The organism is Taklimakanibacter lacteus (assembly GCA_003576695.1).
Taxonomy (GTDB): domain Bacteria; phylum Pseudomonadota; class Alphaproteobacteria; order Rhizobiales; family Aestuariivirgaceae; genus Taklimakanibacter; species Taklimakanibacter lacteus.
In genome coordinates this window covers 17187-32629 of sequence record QOZQ01000001.1, presented here as the reverse complement: position 1 = coordinate 32629, position 15443 = coordinate 17187, and the positions used below count along the sequence as shown (strand labels likewise).

Below are 15443 nucleotides of genomic sequence, written 5' to 3'. Positions count from 1 at the left end.
ACCGGAAAAATGATCCGCATCGCAAGGAGCAGGCAGATGGCGAAGCAAAGCGCAGGCGAATCGAGGGCCGAAGCCACTCACATGGCGGCGATGCGCATCATCGATGCGGAAGCGCAGCAGCGCCGCCTGAAGACGAACCGCCTGAGAGAGCTTCGTCTGGCGCAGGAAGCGCTGATGCAGGATCCTCCGGTGAAGTCATCGCCCGCCAAGCGTAAAGCGAAAGGGTGACGGCACCGATGGCCTATCCCCCCAACTACAACCAGAATCGCAGGGACCGGGAACGCGCCAAGAACCAGAAGGCGCAGGAGAAGCAGGCCCGCCGGGAAGAGAAGAGCCGCGAGCGTAAGGCAGGCCATGGCGAGGACAAGGCTTCCGATCAAACCCCCGGCACGGAGCAGAAATAATGGGCAAGAAACGGCAACGCGTCGAGACCGGCTTTGTGCTGTTCGATATCGTCTACGAGGACGGCACGCGCAGCTCGCATCGCAAGATACCGGCATCGGAGATCGGCGGACTTGATGGCGACAGCAACGTCAGATCATTGCTCGAGGAGCAGGACCGCCGCATCGCCGAGAAGTCGGGCGCCAGGCGCGGCCCGATCAAGACTATCAATCGCTCCCCAGGCCAGTAGGCCGGTCAGGGCTTGAGCACCGTCTCGGCGAGCCTCACCCAATAGCTGACACCGACCGGAATGGCTTCGTCATTGAAGTCATATTCGGGATTATGCACATAGGCCGTGTCGCCATTGCCGAGAAAGATCATCGTGCCGGGCCGTTTTTCCAGCATGAAGGCGAAATCCTCCGCTCCCATGATCGGCTTGGCATCGGTCTCGATGCAATGGGCGCCCATGACCTCGCGCGCCGCGGCGATGGCGAGGCCGGTCTCCTTCTCGGTATTCACGGTCACCGGATATTTGCGGACATAGGAGAGGCTCGCCTCGCCGCCCAGCGCGCGGGCGACATTCTCCACCGTCTCGCGGATGCGGATCTCCGCACTCTCGCGCAATTCCCTGGACAGCGTGCGCACCGTGCCGCCAAGCTCGGCCGCGGGCGGGATCACATTCATCGCGTCGCCGGCATGGAACTTGGTGATCGAGACCACCAGCGACTCGATGGGATCGGTATTGCGCGCGACGATGCCTTGCAGCGCCGAGATGATCTGGGCGCCGATGAAGATGGGATCGATCGTCTGATGCGGCATGGCGGCATGGCCGCCGCGCCCCTTGATGGCGATGGTGATCTCGTCATAGGCGGCAAGGAAGGCGCCGGTGCGGATCGCGAACCGGCCGACCGGCAGGCCGGGCTCGTTATGGAGGCCGAAGACCTGGCTGATGGCAAAACGCTCCATCATCCCGTCGGCCACCATTTCGAGGCCGCCGCCTCCGCCCTCTTCGGCCGGCTGGAAGATGACGGCGACCGCACCTTTGAAATTGCGGGTCTCGGCGAGGTGGCGCGCGGCGCCGAGCAGCATCGCGGTATGGCCGTCATGGCCGCAGGCATGCATGCGGCCCGGAATCTGCGACGCATAGGCGAGGCCGGTCGCCTCGACGATCGGCAGCGCATCCATGTCGGCGCGCATGCCGATGACCGGGCCTTCGCCATGCCGGCCGCGGATGAGGCCGACAATGCCGGTGCGGCCGATGCCGGTCGCGACCTCGTCGCAGCCGAATTCCTTAAGCTTGCCGGCGACGAATTTCGCCGTTTCATGGACGTCGAACAGAAGCTCAGGCCGCATATGCAGGGCCTGCCGCCAGGCGGCGATTTCGGGCTGCATGCGGGATGCGGCATTGAGAAGGGGCATGAGATCGTCCTGTGGTGGGAAGCAAAACGGGAAGGTTGTAGTCTAGCCCCCTTCCCGCCGGCGATCTACCAGGACACCTTGAATTCCAGGCTGCCCTTATAGGCATCGCTGTCGCGCTCGAGCGAAGTCGTATAGCCGCCGAGGAGGCCGAGCGAATGCGCCGACCCCGCATCGGATTGCAGGATGGAGACGCGCCCGATAAAGCCGAGGCGCGTATCCTCGCCGTCGAGCTCGCCGCTGGCCGAGGCCCCCGAGACCGGATCGACGGAGGCGACCGTCGAGTCGCCGTCGAATTCATGCTCGATCTTCACCGTGCCCGAGAGCAGCCAGGCATCGAAATAGGAATCGGCGATCGGGCTCGTATAGTCGCCGCGCAGGCCGGCATAGCCCAGCGTGCTTTCGACCGGGTCGAACTCGCGATCGGCGCCGTCCGAGCCCCGATAGTCGTCGATATCGACGACATTCCAGATCAGGCCGGCATGTGGGGTGATCTGGAACCGCTCCGATGTCCGCAATGATTTGCCGGCCTCGATGGACGCACCATAGGACCAGCCATCGGTGTCGCCTTCAGCCCCCTCGTCCGCACCATCCGCGTCCTCGACGTCGAGGTCATAAAGGGTCACCTGCAGCATCGCATCGACATAATAGCCGTCTTCGTCGTCCCAGTCGGCGGCAAGGCCGCCGCCATAGCCGAAGAAGTCGACCTTGGCGCCATCGGCATGGCGCAGCGCATCGATGCTGGTGAGATCGCCGCTCTGGATATGGGCGAACGGGCCGAAGCTCAGGCGGCTGTCACCATCTTCGAAGCCCATGCCCTCATAGCCGGCCTGGATCAGCCAGTGATTGAGCTTGTAGCCGTCATCGCCATCATCGGCGGCGCGCCGGGCATGGCCGCCTTCGACGCGCGTCCACATGAAATTGTCGCGGCAGGGTTCGCCGCGCCTTTCGGCATCGCTCGGGCACCCGCAGCCATTACGGTACGCTTCTGTGTCGTTGCGATCGTTCGGGAAGCCACCGCCTGAATCGCAATGCGACGCCTGAGCCCTTGGCATGCCGAGGGGAGACGGCAGCATGGGATGCCAGAGCGTGGGGGTGAAGAAATTGACCAGATACCAGTCGCCCCCGGTTGCGCCCCAGAACAGATCATAGGTCCAGGCGCCGGCCCGCACTGGTCCTGCAAGCGCGAAAGCATCATCGACCGAGGCCCCGCTATTGAGGACTTCGACGACGAGAATGCCCTCGCCTTCGTCAGCGACGCCGTTGTTGTTGAGATCGGTCGAACCGCCGGCGCCGCCGGCATTGGCGATCGACAGCAGCGTCGGCCCGGCGCCGAGCTCGGTGCTGTCGACGACCAGCACATCGGATATGGAATTGGCAGCCCCGCCTTCATTGAGCACCGTGTCGAGCCGGAGAGCGCCGCCTGTCCGGAACACGCCGCCGCCATCGCTGCCCGCATCGTCTCCGCCGGAAATGACCAGCACGTCGCCGGCGACCGGCCCCGTGCCGCCGGTCTCGCCATCCTGCAAGGTGATGACGCCCGAATTGATGAACAGCGGCAGGTTGAGGAGCTGCGCCTGCTCGACCCCGGAAAGCCCGATGTCATAGGCGCCGGCGCTCACGCCCGTCGGCGTATATTGATCGGTCGAATCGATGCTGCCGGGATCGGTGACGGTGAGGAGCCGCAAGATCCCGTCATTGCCGAAGCTGGTGGCGGCATTGCCGCCGAAGTCGGATATCGCGACGCGTTCGGTGTCGCGCACACCATCGCCGTCCGTATCGGCGAAATGACGTGTATCGAAGGTGGCGGTATTCGTGAAGGCGACCTCGCCCGTTCCGAGCTCGACAAAGCCGGTCACGAGATTGTTGTTCTCTATGGACAGGCCGCCGCCCGCTTCGGAATAAGTCGTGCCCGGAAAGGGCTGGACCGGATTGGGGACGCGGGTGAACCGCTCTGCCGCGGCAATGGCACGGTCCGACAGGGCGCCGATTGCGCCATTGTTCGTCAGGCTCGACGGCGCAAGCACGCCACCACCAATGATGACGCCGGCTGCGGCGACACCGGTCTTGGCGCTCACGCCGGTCGCGGCAACCTGCCAGCCGCCGGTGATGATTGCGCCTTGAGCGATCACAAGATCGACGGACCCGGCATTGGCGCCGGAGGCGATCGCGACGACGCCGGAGCTGAACTGGCCCGTGGCGCTCACCCTGCCGGCCGTCGCCGTGACATTGCCGAGCGTGCTGTTGGCGACAAGGCCGGGCGAATCATCGCCGGTGGTGATCAGGCTGGCGAGGCTCGAATCCACTTCGATGCGGGCGGCGCCGAAAGCGCTGACCGAGGCGGCCGGCGACAGCGTGCCCTGCGTCTGCACAGTAGAGTTGTTGTTGACGGTGAGGCGGGCCACGGCATTGACGTCCCCGCTCAGATTGGTCAGCGATATGCCGACGCTATAGGTCCCCACAGGCACGCCGAAGCCGAGCGCGAGCTCACCGGTCGCATCGGTGGTGATATTGCCGCCACTGATGATCTCGCTCAGCAAGCCGGCATTGCGGGTGGTGATGCCGGCGGATGCGATGCCATGAGTGGTGATGGTCGCCTGGGAGTGGACGATCGTGTTGCCGTTGCCACTGCCATTGGCCAGGAAATCGCCGCCGATGCTCGAGCGCGCGATGATGCCGTCGCCCATGAGGTTGTTGGTGACGATGGTCGTGCCGGCAGAGGCATAGACTTCCGCCGAACCCGCCAGAGCAGGGTCGGCACCGGGTTCGGCCGCGATGACCCTTATGCCGTCGCGGTCGTCATTGAGGCCATCGACTGTGATACTGACCGTGCCCACCGTTTCGATGCAGCCATTGCCGTTGTTCGCCGCATAGGGTCCGGCTCCACCAGGTGCGGGAACGATATGGATGCCATCGCCGCCCGTCGACGCGTCGGTGTGATTGCTGTGGATCACCGTGCCGTCGGGAACGACCACGCCGGTGCTTGATAACGTGACGTAAGATTGGCCGCTGGGCAGTGGCTGCGCCGGAAAGACGGCGAGATTGGTGGTGCAGGCCGCCTCGGCGCTTTCCGTTGTCAGGCCGAAACCTGACGCAATGGCAAGCGCAAACAGAGCCGTCGAACTGAAATAGCCCCAACGCCGATCAATCCGTACCACGTGCCGCCCCCTTGCCGTGAACCGAAGAATGAATCGGCAGAAATCATATCACACCTGCGGCGGCGCACAATCCCAACTGTTGTAAAATTACAGCATCAGGGTGATCGCCGATACAGCCGAGAGATGGTGAGAATTGAATGCAGTCTGCCCGCGCAGGTCGGGCCGGAGACAACGGCAGGATGCGGAGCGCGCTGCCGGTGACCCGCGCAGCGCGCTTGTTGCGGCCGTCATCCACCGATCAGCTGCGCCGCCTTCTCGGCGATCATCACCACCGGCGCATGGGTGTTGCCGGAGACGATCGTCGGCATGATCGAGGCATCGGCGATCCGCAAGGCGCCGATGCCATGCACCTTGAGGCTGGGATCGACCACGCTCTGCCGGTCGGTGCCCATCCTGGCGGTGCCGACGGGATGGAAGATGGTGGTGGCGATATCGCCCGCCGCCCGCGCCAGCGCCTCTTGCGTCGTGATATCGGCACCAGGCTTGAACTCTTCCGGCCGGTAGCGCCTGAGCCGCTCGGTCTGCATCAGCCGCCGCGCGATGGTGATCGAGGCCGCCGCCACCTCGCGGTCGCCTTCGGTCGAGAGGTAGTTGGGCGCGATCACAGGATGCGCCGAAGGATCGGCGGAGGCGATACGCACATGCCCGCGCGATTCGGGCCTGAGATTGCACACCGACACCGTGATCGCCGGGAAGCTGTGCAACGGCTCGCCGAAGCGCTCGAGCGACAGAGGCTGGACATGGAACTCGATATTGGGCGTGGCGAAGCGTTCGTCCGAGCGCATGAAGATGCCGAGCTGGCTCGGCGCCATCGCCATCGGCCCCGTTCGCCTGAACGCATATTCGAGCGCGATCAGCGCCTTGCCGGAGAGTTTCGCCTGCCGCTCATTGAGCGTGGCGGCGCCCTGGATCCTGAACGCGGTGCGGATCTGCAGATGATCCTGCAGGTTTTCCCCCACGCCCGGCAGCTCATGCCGGACCTCGATGCCATGCTGCCTCAGGAGCGGTGCGGGGCCTATGCCCGACAACTGCAGCAGCTGCGGCGTGCCGATGGCGCCCGCCGCCAGGATGAGCTCGCCTGAGACCGCAAGCTCCGTCGGCTCATTCTTCACCGTGAGCTCGAGCCCCGTGGCGCGCTTGCCGTCGAGGATGATGCGCCTCGCCTCGGCATGGCTGAGGATGGTGAGGTTGCGGCGATGGCGCACCGGCTTGAGAAAGGCGCGCACCGAGTTGAAGCGCAGGCCCGCTTTCTGGTTCACCTCGAAATAGGACGAGCCGAAATTGTCGCCGCCATTGAAGTCGTCGATCCGCGGCACGCCCAGCTCCTCGGCGGCCTCGCGCACCGCATCGAGGATCGGCCAGGACAGTCTCTGCCGCTCGACCAGGAGCTCGCCATCCTGCCCGTGGAACGGCCCATCGAGGCTGTGATGGCGTTCCGACTTGCGGAACAGCGGCAGCACCTCGTCCCAGCCCCAGCCCGGATTGCCCAGCTGCTGCCAGTGATCGTAGTCGGCCGCCTGCCCGCGCATATAGATCATGCCGTTGATCGACGAGCAGCCGCCCATGACCTTGCCGCGCGGATAGGCCAGCGCGCGGCCATTGAGCCCGGCCTCGGCGACGGTGCTGTAGCCCCAGTCGGTGCGCGGATTGCCCATGCAATAGAGATAGCCGATCGGGATATGGATCCAGTGGTAGTTGTCCGATCCGCCGGCCTCGAGGAGGAGCACGCGGTTGGACGCCTTGGCGCTCAGCCGGTTGGCCAGCACGCAGCCGGCCGAGCCCGCGCCGACGACCACATAGTCGAAAGTCCCAAGATGCCGGCGCTCTCTCACATGATCTCCGATCGATAGGCCTTCCAGCGCTGCGGCAGCATTTCTGCCAGATCGAGATAGAGCTTATAGCGCGCCGCGGCGAGCCCGCCAGCCTCGATGCGCGGAACATAAAGCTTTCTTGGACGCACCATGGCCGTCACACCTGCCTCCAGGCTTTCAAACAGCCCACCCGCCACGCCGGCCGAGATCGCCGCACCGAGCGCTCCCGTCTCCTCGCATTCGGCCACCGTGACCGGAACGCCGATGCCATCGGCGAACATCTGGCACCAGACGTCGCTGCGCGCCCCGCCGCCGGACAGCGTCGCCTGGTCGAACCGGCCGCCTGCCGCGCGTAGGCGGTCGATATGCCGGCGGTGCTCGAAGACGACGCCTTCATAAAGCGCATGCAGCATGTGAGCCTTGCCGTGCCATCCGGTCAGACCGAGAAAGGCGCCGCGCGCATCGGGCGTCGTCGCCGACCCGTACAGGAAGGGATGGAACAGCGGCAGGTCGCGCTGGGCCATGACCGACGACACCATCTCGTTGCAGCGCGTGAAGGCCTCGGCGTCATGGCTCCCCATGATCTCGCGGGCGAACCATTCGAGATTGACCGCCGATGTCGCGCTCGATTCGACCGCGACATAACGGTCGGGCCGCCAGGTCGCGGCGTGAAAAATCCGCTCGTCGATCAACGGCTGCTCGAGAATGATCTGGTTGATCCCCCAGCTTCCGGCCACGATCGCCGCCTGTCCGGGCATGCTGGCGCCGGCGCCGAGGGCGCTTGCAATGATATCGAAGAAGCCGGCGGCGACCGGCGTGCCTTCCACCAACCCGCTGGCGCGCGCCGCTGCGCCGCTGACCTTGCCCGCGATCTCATCGGAGGCGACGGGTTGCGGCAGCAGGGCAGCGGCATCTTCGAGCCCATAGGCCGCCAGCAGCGCCGCATCATAGCGCCGCGCCGGCAGGCGCATCAGGCCGCAGCCGCTCATATCGGAGAAATCCGTTCCGCGCTGTCCCGTCAGCATGAAGGCCAGGACGTCCTTGCACAGGAAAGCGGTTCCGGCATTCCGGTAGATGTCCGGACGATTGCGTTTCACCCAGGCGAGCAAGGTTGCGGTCTGTGCCGGCCATGGTTTTTGCAGGCAGAGCGCATGGGCTTTCAGCCCCGCGCCACTGGCAAGAAGTTCCTCGGCCAGATCGGCGGCGCGGGTGTCGAGGGATTGAATGCCGAGCAGCGGCCGGTTCATCCGGTCGAGCAGATAGAGGCCGTTGCCATGGCCGGAAAGGCCGATCGCGGCAATATCATTCCCTTGCGCCCGCGCATCGGCGAGGCATTGCGCGACGACATCGACCGTGTGGCGCCACAGCTCGGTGATGTCGCGCTCGACATGGCCCGGCCGCGGCTGCTCCGACCGCCCATCGCGCGCCGCCTTGGCCTGGACATGGCCGTGGCGATCGAACAGGACCGCCTTGACCACAGTATTGCCCGCATCGATGCCGAGCAGCAGGTCCTTCATGCACCGGTCTCATAGAGATGCCATGCCGCGGCATCGCTGGCGCCGTCATGGATCATCGCCATAAGCGCCCGGACGACGCGCGCCGGCGCGTCATGCTGATAGATGTTGCGGCCATATACCATGCCATGTGCCCCCTGCTTCATGAGCTCGTGGGAATTGGCGAAGACCTGGCGCAAATCGGCCTTGCCGCCGCCACGCACCAGCACCGGACAGCGCGCCGCTTCGATGACACGGTGGAAGTCCCGCGGATCGCTGGTCGGATCGGCCTTGATGATATCAGCCCCCATCTCGCGGGCAAGCCGCACCAGCGTCACGATCTTGTCGGCATCGCCGTCCACCAGATAGCCGCCGCGCTCGCTGTTCGCCTGCATCACCAGGGGCTCGATCATCAGCGGCATCGCATATGTCTCGCAATCCCGGCGTATCCGCGCAATGTTCTCGACACATTGGCGGAACAGGCCGGGCTCGTCCGGCAGCATGAACAGGTTGACGACCACGCAGGCGGCGTCGAGCTGCACCGCCGGCAGGACAGGGTCCTGCGTATTCTGCAGCACGGCCCACATCTCGCGATGACGCAGCCGGTTATAGGGATTGCCCATATCGACGCGCAGAACCAGCGCCGGCTTGGCCTTGCCGGGAATCTCCCGCAGGAGGTCGGCCTGGCCGAAATTCATCTGAATCGCGTCGGGGCCGGCGGCCGCCAGCATCCCGACCACACGCGCCATGTCCTCAAGCCCGTCCAGGAAGGTCGGCTCGTTGCAAACGCCGTGATCGATCGCCACATCCAGGCATTTACCGGCTCGAAACAGCCGGTTCATGCGCACTTTCTTGCTGTCGTACATCGGATAGTCCTTCCTTGACATTGCGCCGGCGGAGCATCTCCGCCGTAACACCGTGATCCTGGGCCAGGCGCGACAACAACGAGGCCTTCTCGGCGGCGATTCGCGGGTTGTCCCAGGCAAGCGCCGCAGCCATTATGGCGGCGATCTCCTCCAGTGCCGCAAGCGAAAGCTCGCCGGTCATCGCCACGGCCATGCGGCGCAGGACAAGATCGGCAAGCGTCGCCACCTGCTCCTGCGCAATCAGCCATTCGATCTCACCCCGGCTGTAATCGGGCAGCATTGCCAGTCTGTCACCGGATGCTCGCCGGGTGCACAACGCCGCGGCGCGTGTCCCGTAGCGCTCGAGGAGACGGTCAACCCGTTTCAGGCTCAGGCCGCTCTCTGCGGCCATCGCCGCGATCCAACCGGCCTTGCGGCTTTCATCTGCGGGAAAGCCTTTGCCGCCGCCAATGGCGAGCGTCTCGCTCGTGCAGCGGCGCGGCACGCCCAGCCGCGCCAGCACGGCATCGGCGGCTTCGGCGCCAAAGGCGCGGAAGGTCGTCCATTTGCCGCCGATGAGATTGAGGACGGGAAAGCTCGCTCCGGCATTGGCGGACAGCCATTCGCAGCGATGATCGCGCGATATCTCGGCATTCACTTCCGTGGCGCTGGCCGGCAGCGGCCTGACGCCCGCGAAGCGATAAACGATGTCGGTTTCGTCAATCGCGATCGCTGGAAAAATCTCGCGCAGCGAATCGAGAATATAGGCGCTCTCCGCCGCCTCGCAGCGCACATTGTCAGGCGTGTCGATGCGGATATCGGTCGAGCCCGCGAGCACTCGCCCCAGATGACGGAAGACGATGCAGACACGGCCGTCGCGATTGGCATAGTAGACCATCGTGTCGCCCAATGCGCGATAGAGCGCCTCATTGGCGATGACCAGATGCGAGCCCTTGGTGCCACCGATCAGCCGGGAGGGCCGCGCGGCGAGCATATTATTGGTCATGTCGATCCAGGCGCCCGTGGCATTGACGATGATCCTGGGTGCGAGAGTGAATTGCGCGCCTGTCAGGCTGTCCTTCAGGATGACTTCGCCCCCAGCCCCTGCCGCCAGGCCGACATGGTTGAGAGCGAGCACGCCGGGTGCTGCCTCTTCCGCATCGAGAATGAGCTCGATGCCGAGCCGCTCCGGATAGGTGATGCGCGCGTCATGATAGAGGGCGCCGCAGATGGCATCGGATCTGAGCGCCGGCCAGCGCGCTCGAAGCTCGCGTCGGCCGAGGAAGCGATGCTGTGCCATGGCGCGCCCCGAGCCGGCATAGAGGTCATAGAGCGTCAGCCCGAGCCTGATGATGAGCGAGCCACGCGGACCGGGCCGCGCCTTGCCGCCGAAGAAGCGGCGGGCAGCGGAGGCGATGCCGGAGAACCGGTCGGCGATGGGAATGAGCGTCGGCAGCGGCTTGACGTAATGCGGCGCATTGACAAGCAGCGCATCGCGCTCGCGCAGCGACTCGCGGACCAGCCCGAACTCGCCATTCTCCATATAGCGCAAGCCGCCATGGATCATGCGCGACGGCGCCGAGCTGGCGCCGCTCATGAAGTCGCCGCGATCGACCAGCACGACATCCACGCCCTGCAATGCCAGCTCGCGGAAGACGCTGATGCCGTTGATGCCGCCGCCCACGACGAGGACGTCGGGGCGCTGCTTGCGGCGCAGCTTCTCCAGCCTGCGAAGGCGTTCCTGGGTCATGGGGAGCGGACGACAGGGTTCAGGCGGCTGCGGCGACCGGCGCCAGGTGACGCGCGATCGCTTCATCGATGCGCAGAAGTTCATCGGCCCCGAGCTCGACTGCCGCGGCGCCCGCATTCTCGCCGGCCTGGTCGCCATCACGGGCGCCACATAGCGCATAAGTGATGCCGGGCTGCGCGATCGTCCAGGCGATCACCACTTGCGCCAATGTCACGCGCCGGGCTGTCGCGATGGGCTCGATCTCGGCCATGAAGGCGGCGACGCGCTCGAGATTGCCGGCTGCGAAACGCGGATTGGCCTTGCGCTGGTCATCACCCGTGAAGCTCCGCTCCGGCCCGATCTTGCCGGACAGGAGGCCGAGCGCCAGCGAGGAGTAGCTCAGCGTCGCAATGCCATGCTGCCGGCAGATCGGCAGGAGCGTGCTCTCGATCTCGCGGTCGATCATGCTGTAGCGCTCCTGGATGGCATCGACCTGGCCCGCCCCCACATAGGCTTTCAGGTCTTCCGGACTGACATTGCTGACGCCGATGGCGCGGATCTTGCCCTGCTGCTTGAGGTCGAGGAGGCCGGCCATGGTCTCGGCGACCGGCGTCGTCGGATCCTGCCAGTGGGTGATGTAGAGATCGATATAGTCGGTACCGAGCCGGCGCAGGCTCTGCTCGACCTCGTGCTTGATGGACTCCCGCCCGAGATGGCGATGCACGCGCTTGCCATATTCATCGAAGAAGTGATTGCCCTTGTCGGTATGCCAGACAAGGCCGCATTTGGTGGCGATGACGACCTCCTGCCGCCGCCCGGCGATCGCCTTGCCGACGATCTCCTCCGCTTTTCCGAGGCCGTAAGCGGGGGCCGTGTCGATCAGCGTGACGCCCCGGTCGATCGATGCGCGGATCGCGGCGATCGATTTGTCCTCGTCGCTGCCACCCCACATCCAGCCGCCCATGGCCCAGGTGCCGAGCCCGACGGCGCTGGCGGCGACGTCCGATTTGCCCATTGCCCGTGTCGACATGCTGCTTGCCATATGCCTATCCTTTCAAGATATCGATGATGAGACTGCCGGTGGCCTCGTCGGTGGCGAGAACCTTGAGGAAGCCGCCGCGCAGCACGCTGGCGATGGGCTCCGCCTTGCGCGCCCCGGCCGAGATGCCGATCGTCAGCGGCACCGCCTTGAATTCTTCCAGGCTCAATCCGATCACGCAGTCATTGAGGGCATAGTCGCAGAGCCTGCCCTCGCCATTGATGAGATGAGCGACGAGCTCGCCGGCGGCGCCGATGCGCGCCAGCTCGGCCTTCGATTGCGAGCCCTGCGGCAGCAAGCTGCGATAGGTCGATTCCTCGGGCAGGACGGAGCCAATGCCGACCAGCGCGATCGCGGCATCGCGCGCCCGCGCCAGGATTTCGCGCACCGACTGGACCTTGAGCAGCACATCGCGCTCGGCGCGCGAAGCGGCAAAGACCGGGGCGTGAATCTGGAAGGCGCGCCCTTGCAGCTTGCGCGCCAGCTGGGCCGCGTGGTGATTGACGTCGGTGAAGTGCTTGCCCTGCACCCCGCCGGTTGCCGGCACCACCATGACGTCATAGGCGCGCGAAGGTGCAAGTGCGGCGATCACCGCGCCCACGCCCTGCCCGCCGGATACGCAGATCGTGTCGCCATCCTTGAGCTTCGACAGCAGGAAATCGGCCGCCGCGCGACCGGCATTGGCGAGATTGACCCCCTCCTGCTCGGAGGCCGAAGGCGTCACGATCGCCTCGCTGATCCCGCTCATGGCGACAAGGCGCTGCTCGATCTCGAAGAGCGGCTGCACCGGCGATGACACTTTGATCTGCACATAGCCGCGCTCGTGGCCTTCCTTGACCAGTCGGTTGACGGTCGGATGCGAAAGGCCGGTGCGCTTGGCGATTTCCGCCTGGCTCAAACCCTCGACATAATGCATCACCAGCACCCGGTGAATCTTGCGCGCGCGGTCGAAATCGTCGGCCTGGTCGTTACCTGCCATATGACATCCTATTGCCCCGCCGGACGCGGGGCGCCGGCCATCCTGCGGTTGTGCAGCACATGATCGAACGACACGGCGGCGAGCAGTATCAGGCCGCGTATCGTGTCCTGCCAGTAGGGCGAGACGTCGAGCAGAATGAGCGAGCTGGACACGACCGACAAGAGCGCCATGCCCAGTATGGCGCCGAGGATGGAGCCCGAGCCCCCTTTAAGGCTGGCGCCGCCGATGACGGCCGCGGCGATGATATTGAGCTCCATGCCGAGGCCGAAAGTGGGGGTCGCTGCGCCGAAGCGCGCCATGTAGATGACGCCGGCGACGCCGGCGAGCGTCGCGCACAGGACGATGCAGAAGAACTTGACGCGATCGGTGCGGATTCCCGAATACTGCGCCGCTTTTTCGTTGCTGCCGGTGTAGAAGACCTTGCGGAAGACGGTCGCCCGGCGCAGCAGGAAATCGAAGATGGCCACCACCACGGCGAATATGATGATGACCACGGGGATGCCGTAGATATTTCCCTGGCCGATGAATTTGAAGCTCGCGGGCAGCGAGAACAGCGACAAGGGTGTCCCGCCCGTGATGGCAAGGCACAGGCCGCGCACGATGACCATGAAGGCAAGCGACACGATGAAGGAATGAAGTCCGATGCGGGTGACGCACAGCGCCATGAAAACGCCGATCATTGCGCTTGCGGCGATGGCAAGCAGGCTGGCGCTCCACGGGTCGAGCCCCGCCAGGAAGAAAAAACCGCCGACCACCATTGAGAAGCAGACCACCGAGCCGACCGAAAGATCGATGGCGCCGACGATCAGCAGCACCGTCATCCCGACCACGACGATGCCTTCGATCGAGAAGGACAGCAGCATGGCCCGGAAATTGGTCCAGGTGAGGAAGTAGGGCGAAGCGAAACTCATCACGGCGCACAAGGCAAGGATGATGAGGACGAGGCCAAGCTCGCGCATATTGCCGAGCCCGCGCCATCCGGCGCTGCGGCCGCCGCGGATATGGGGCGCTGATCCGCTGATCTCGTCCATGGTGCTCATGCCTCTCTCCCATCCTTGCGGCCCACCCCTGAGGCGAGGCGGATGATCTCTTCCTCGGTCATGGCGCTGCCTTCGACCTCGCCGGCGATGCGGCCTTCGCGGATGACGATCGCCCGGTCGCACAGGCCGATCAGCTCCGGCAGTTCCGATGAGATCACGATGATGCCGGTGCCGCTTTCGGCGAGGTCGCGCAGGATCCGATGGATCTCCGCCTTGGCGCCGACATCGACGCCACGGGTCGGCTCGTCGAGCACGATGACCTTGGGCCGGACGGACAGGAGCTTGGCGATGGCGACCTTCTGCTGATTGCCGCCGGACAGTGTCGAGACCGCATCGTCGAGCGAACCGTATTTGAGCTTGAGCGCGGCGCCGAGCCGGGCCGCCTGCGCCCGCTCGCGCGAAGGGATGACGAAGCCGGATCGGCCGGAGACCTTCTCGACCGCGAGCGCGGATATATTGGCGGCAATCGGCAGATCGACGAACACGCCCGCACCCTTGCGGTCTTCCGAGAGATAGACGACGCCCGCGGCGATGCTCTGCGGATAGCTTGCGGGCGTGATGTCGCGGCCCTCGAGATGGACCTTGCCCGAGCTGATCGGCCGCAGGCCGCACAGGCTGAGGGCGATTTCGGTGCGTCCCGCGCCGATCAGCCCGGCAATGCCGAGTATCTCCCCCTTGCGCAGGCTGAAGCTCACATCGGAGAACCGCTGGCCGTCGCAAAGGCCTTCGATCGCGAGCATGACGTCGGCGGTGGCACTGGCGCGGTTCTTCGCCGGATAGAGATCGCCCAGATGGCGCCCGACCATGCGGCGCACGATGTCTTCGGGATCGGTCTGCGCAACATCCCGTGTCGAGACATGCCGCCCGTCGCGCAGCACCGTGACGCGGTCGCAATGATCGAAGATCTCGGCCATGCGGTGGCTGATATAGATGATGCTGATGCCGCGCTGCTTGAGTCGCGCCATGATCTGGAACAGCTTTCCGGCTTCGCGTTCGGTCAGGGCGGCAGTCGGCTCATCGAGGATGAGGATGGAGCAGTCGAGCGTCAGGGCCTTGGCGATTTCGACGATCTGCTGCTCTGAAATCGACAGGTCGCCGGCCTTGCTGTCAGGGTCGACATCGCCGAGACCGGCCAGCGCCGCCCTGGCGTGCTCGCGCGTCTCTGCATAGTTCATCAGGAAAGCGCGGCGATGATTGGTCGCCGCCATCGAGATATTCTCGGCGACGGTGATATCGGGACATAGCGCGATTTCCTGATGCACAAAGCCGATGCCGAGACGCTGCGCCTGTGCCGGCGAGGCAATGTCCGCCTTGCGGCCGTTGATCAGGATATCGCCCGCATCCGGCCTGAGGATGCCGTCGATGATGTTCATCAGCGTCGACTTGCCGGCGCCGTTCTCACCGACCAGCGCATGGATCTCGCCCTTGCGCAGGCCCAGGCTGACATCGTTCAGCGCCTGCACCGGGCCAAAGGCCTTGGTGATGTTCCGGGCTTCGAGGGCGAGGGATTCTGACATGGTGGAGCCGAAGAGGAGGCGGGCGGGACGCCGGG

At 65.2% G+C, this 15443-nt stretch carries 13 protein-coding genes; 3 read left to right on the top strand and 10 right to left on the bottom strand.

The window, feature by feature from the left end:
- The first annotated feature begins 36 nt into the window (after positions 1-36).
- From DT068_RS00125 to DT068_RS00120, 3 genes are read left to right on the top strand one after another with little or no spacing between them, the layout of a single operon-like run.
- Entirely contained in the window at positions 37-228 is a 192-nt protein-coding gene (locus tag DT068_RS00125) for a hypothetical protein (RefSeq protein WP_368904347.1), read from the top strand.
- Between the two features lie 8 nt (positions 229-236).
- Positions 237-404 carry a hypothetical protein gene (locus DT068_RS27860; protein ID WP_162913915.1) on the top strand — a complete coding sequence of 56 codons (168 nt, stop codon included), beginning with the start codon at positions 237-239 and terminating at the stop codon, positions 402-404.
- A complete protein-coding gene (locus DT068_RS00120; RefSeq protein ID WP_119387741.1) occupies positions 404-631 on the top strand; it encodes a hypothetical protein in 228 nt (75 codons plus the stop codon). The genes DT068_RS27860 and DT068_RS00120 overlap by 1 nt, the downstream gene beginning before the upstream one ends.
- A gap of 5 nt (positions 632-636) precedes the next feature.
- Here the strand turns inward: DT068_RS00120 and DT068_RS00115 are convergent, their stop codons facing one another.
- The 10 genes from DT068_RS00115 to DT068_RS00070 all read right to left on the bottom strand — a co-directional run bounded on the left by DT068_RS00115 (position 637) and on the right by DT068_RS00070 (position 15408).
- Positions 637-1800: a M20 aminoacylase family protein gene (locus tag DT068_RS00115; protein WP_119387740.1), complete on the bottom strand. Its 1164-nt coding sequence runs from the start codon at positions 1798-1800 to the stop codon at positions 637-639.
- 65 nt (positions 1801-1865) lie between these two features.
- Positions 1866-4955 carry an autotransporter outer membrane beta-barrel domain-containing protein gene (locus DT068_RS00110; RefSeq protein ID WP_119387739.1) on the bottom strand — a complete coding sequence of 1030 codons (3090 nt, stop codon included), beginning with the start codon at positions 4953-4955 and terminating at the stop codon, positions 1866-1868.
- Positions 4956-5182: 227 nt separating this feature from the next.
- Complete coding sequence (locus DT068_RS00105; protein WP_438816404.1) at positions 5183-6799, bottom strand: GMC family oxidoreductase; 1617 nt, start codon at positions 6797-6799, stop codon at positions 5183-5185.
- Positions 6784-8283, bottom strand: a complete 1500-nt coding sequence (locus tag DT068_RS00100) for an FGGY-family carbohydrate kinase (protein ID WP_119387737.1) — start codon at positions 8281-8283, stop codon at positions 6784-6786. Before DT068_RS00100 ends, DT068_RS00105 begins: the two co-directional genes overlap by 16 nt.
- Positions 8280-9125 (bottom strand): class I fructose-bisphosphate aldolase, encoded by an 846-nt coding sequence (locus DT068_RS00095; protein WP_119388272.1) that lies wholly within the window; start codon positions 9123-9125, stop codon positions 8280-8282. The genes DT068_RS00100 and DT068_RS00095 overlap by 4 nt, the downstream gene beginning before the upstream one ends.
- Positions 9076-10854, bottom strand: a complete 1779-nt coding sequence (locus tag DT068_RS00090) for a glycerol-3-phosphate dehydrogenase/oxidase (protein ID WP_119387736.1) — start codon at positions 10852-10854, stop codon at positions 9076-9078. The genes DT068_RS00095 and DT068_RS00090 overlap by 50 nt, the downstream gene beginning before the upstream one ends.
- A gap of 19 nt (positions 10855-10873) precedes the next feature.
- The gene (locus DT068_RS00085) at positions 10874-11875 is read right to left on the bottom strand and encodes an aldo/keto reductase (RefSeq protein ID WP_119387735.1); all 1002 of its coding nucleotides are present in this window, start codon (positions 11873-11875) and stop codon (positions 10874-10876) included.
- Positions 11876-11879: 4 nt separating this feature from the next.
- Positions 11880-12851: a sugar-binding transcriptional regulator gene (locus DT068_RS00080; protein WP_119387734.1), complete on the bottom strand. Its 972-nt coding sequence runs from the start codon at positions 12849-12851 to the stop codon at positions 11880-11882.
- Positions 12852-12859: 8 nt separating this feature from the next.
- Positions 12860-13810 carry an ABC transporter permease gene (locus DT068_RS00075; RefSeq protein ID WP_438816403.1) on the bottom strand — a complete coding sequence of 317 codons (951 nt, stop codon included), beginning with the start codon at positions 13808-13810 and terminating at the stop codon, positions 12860-12862.
- A gap of 77 nt (positions 13811-13887) precedes the next feature.
- Positions 13888-15408 (bottom strand): sugar ABC transporter ATP-binding protein, encoded by a 1521-nt coding sequence (locus DT068_RS00070; RefSeq protein WP_119387733.1) that lies wholly within the window; start codon positions 15406-15408, stop codon positions 13888-13890.
- Positions 15409-15443 lie beyond the last annotated feature (35 nt).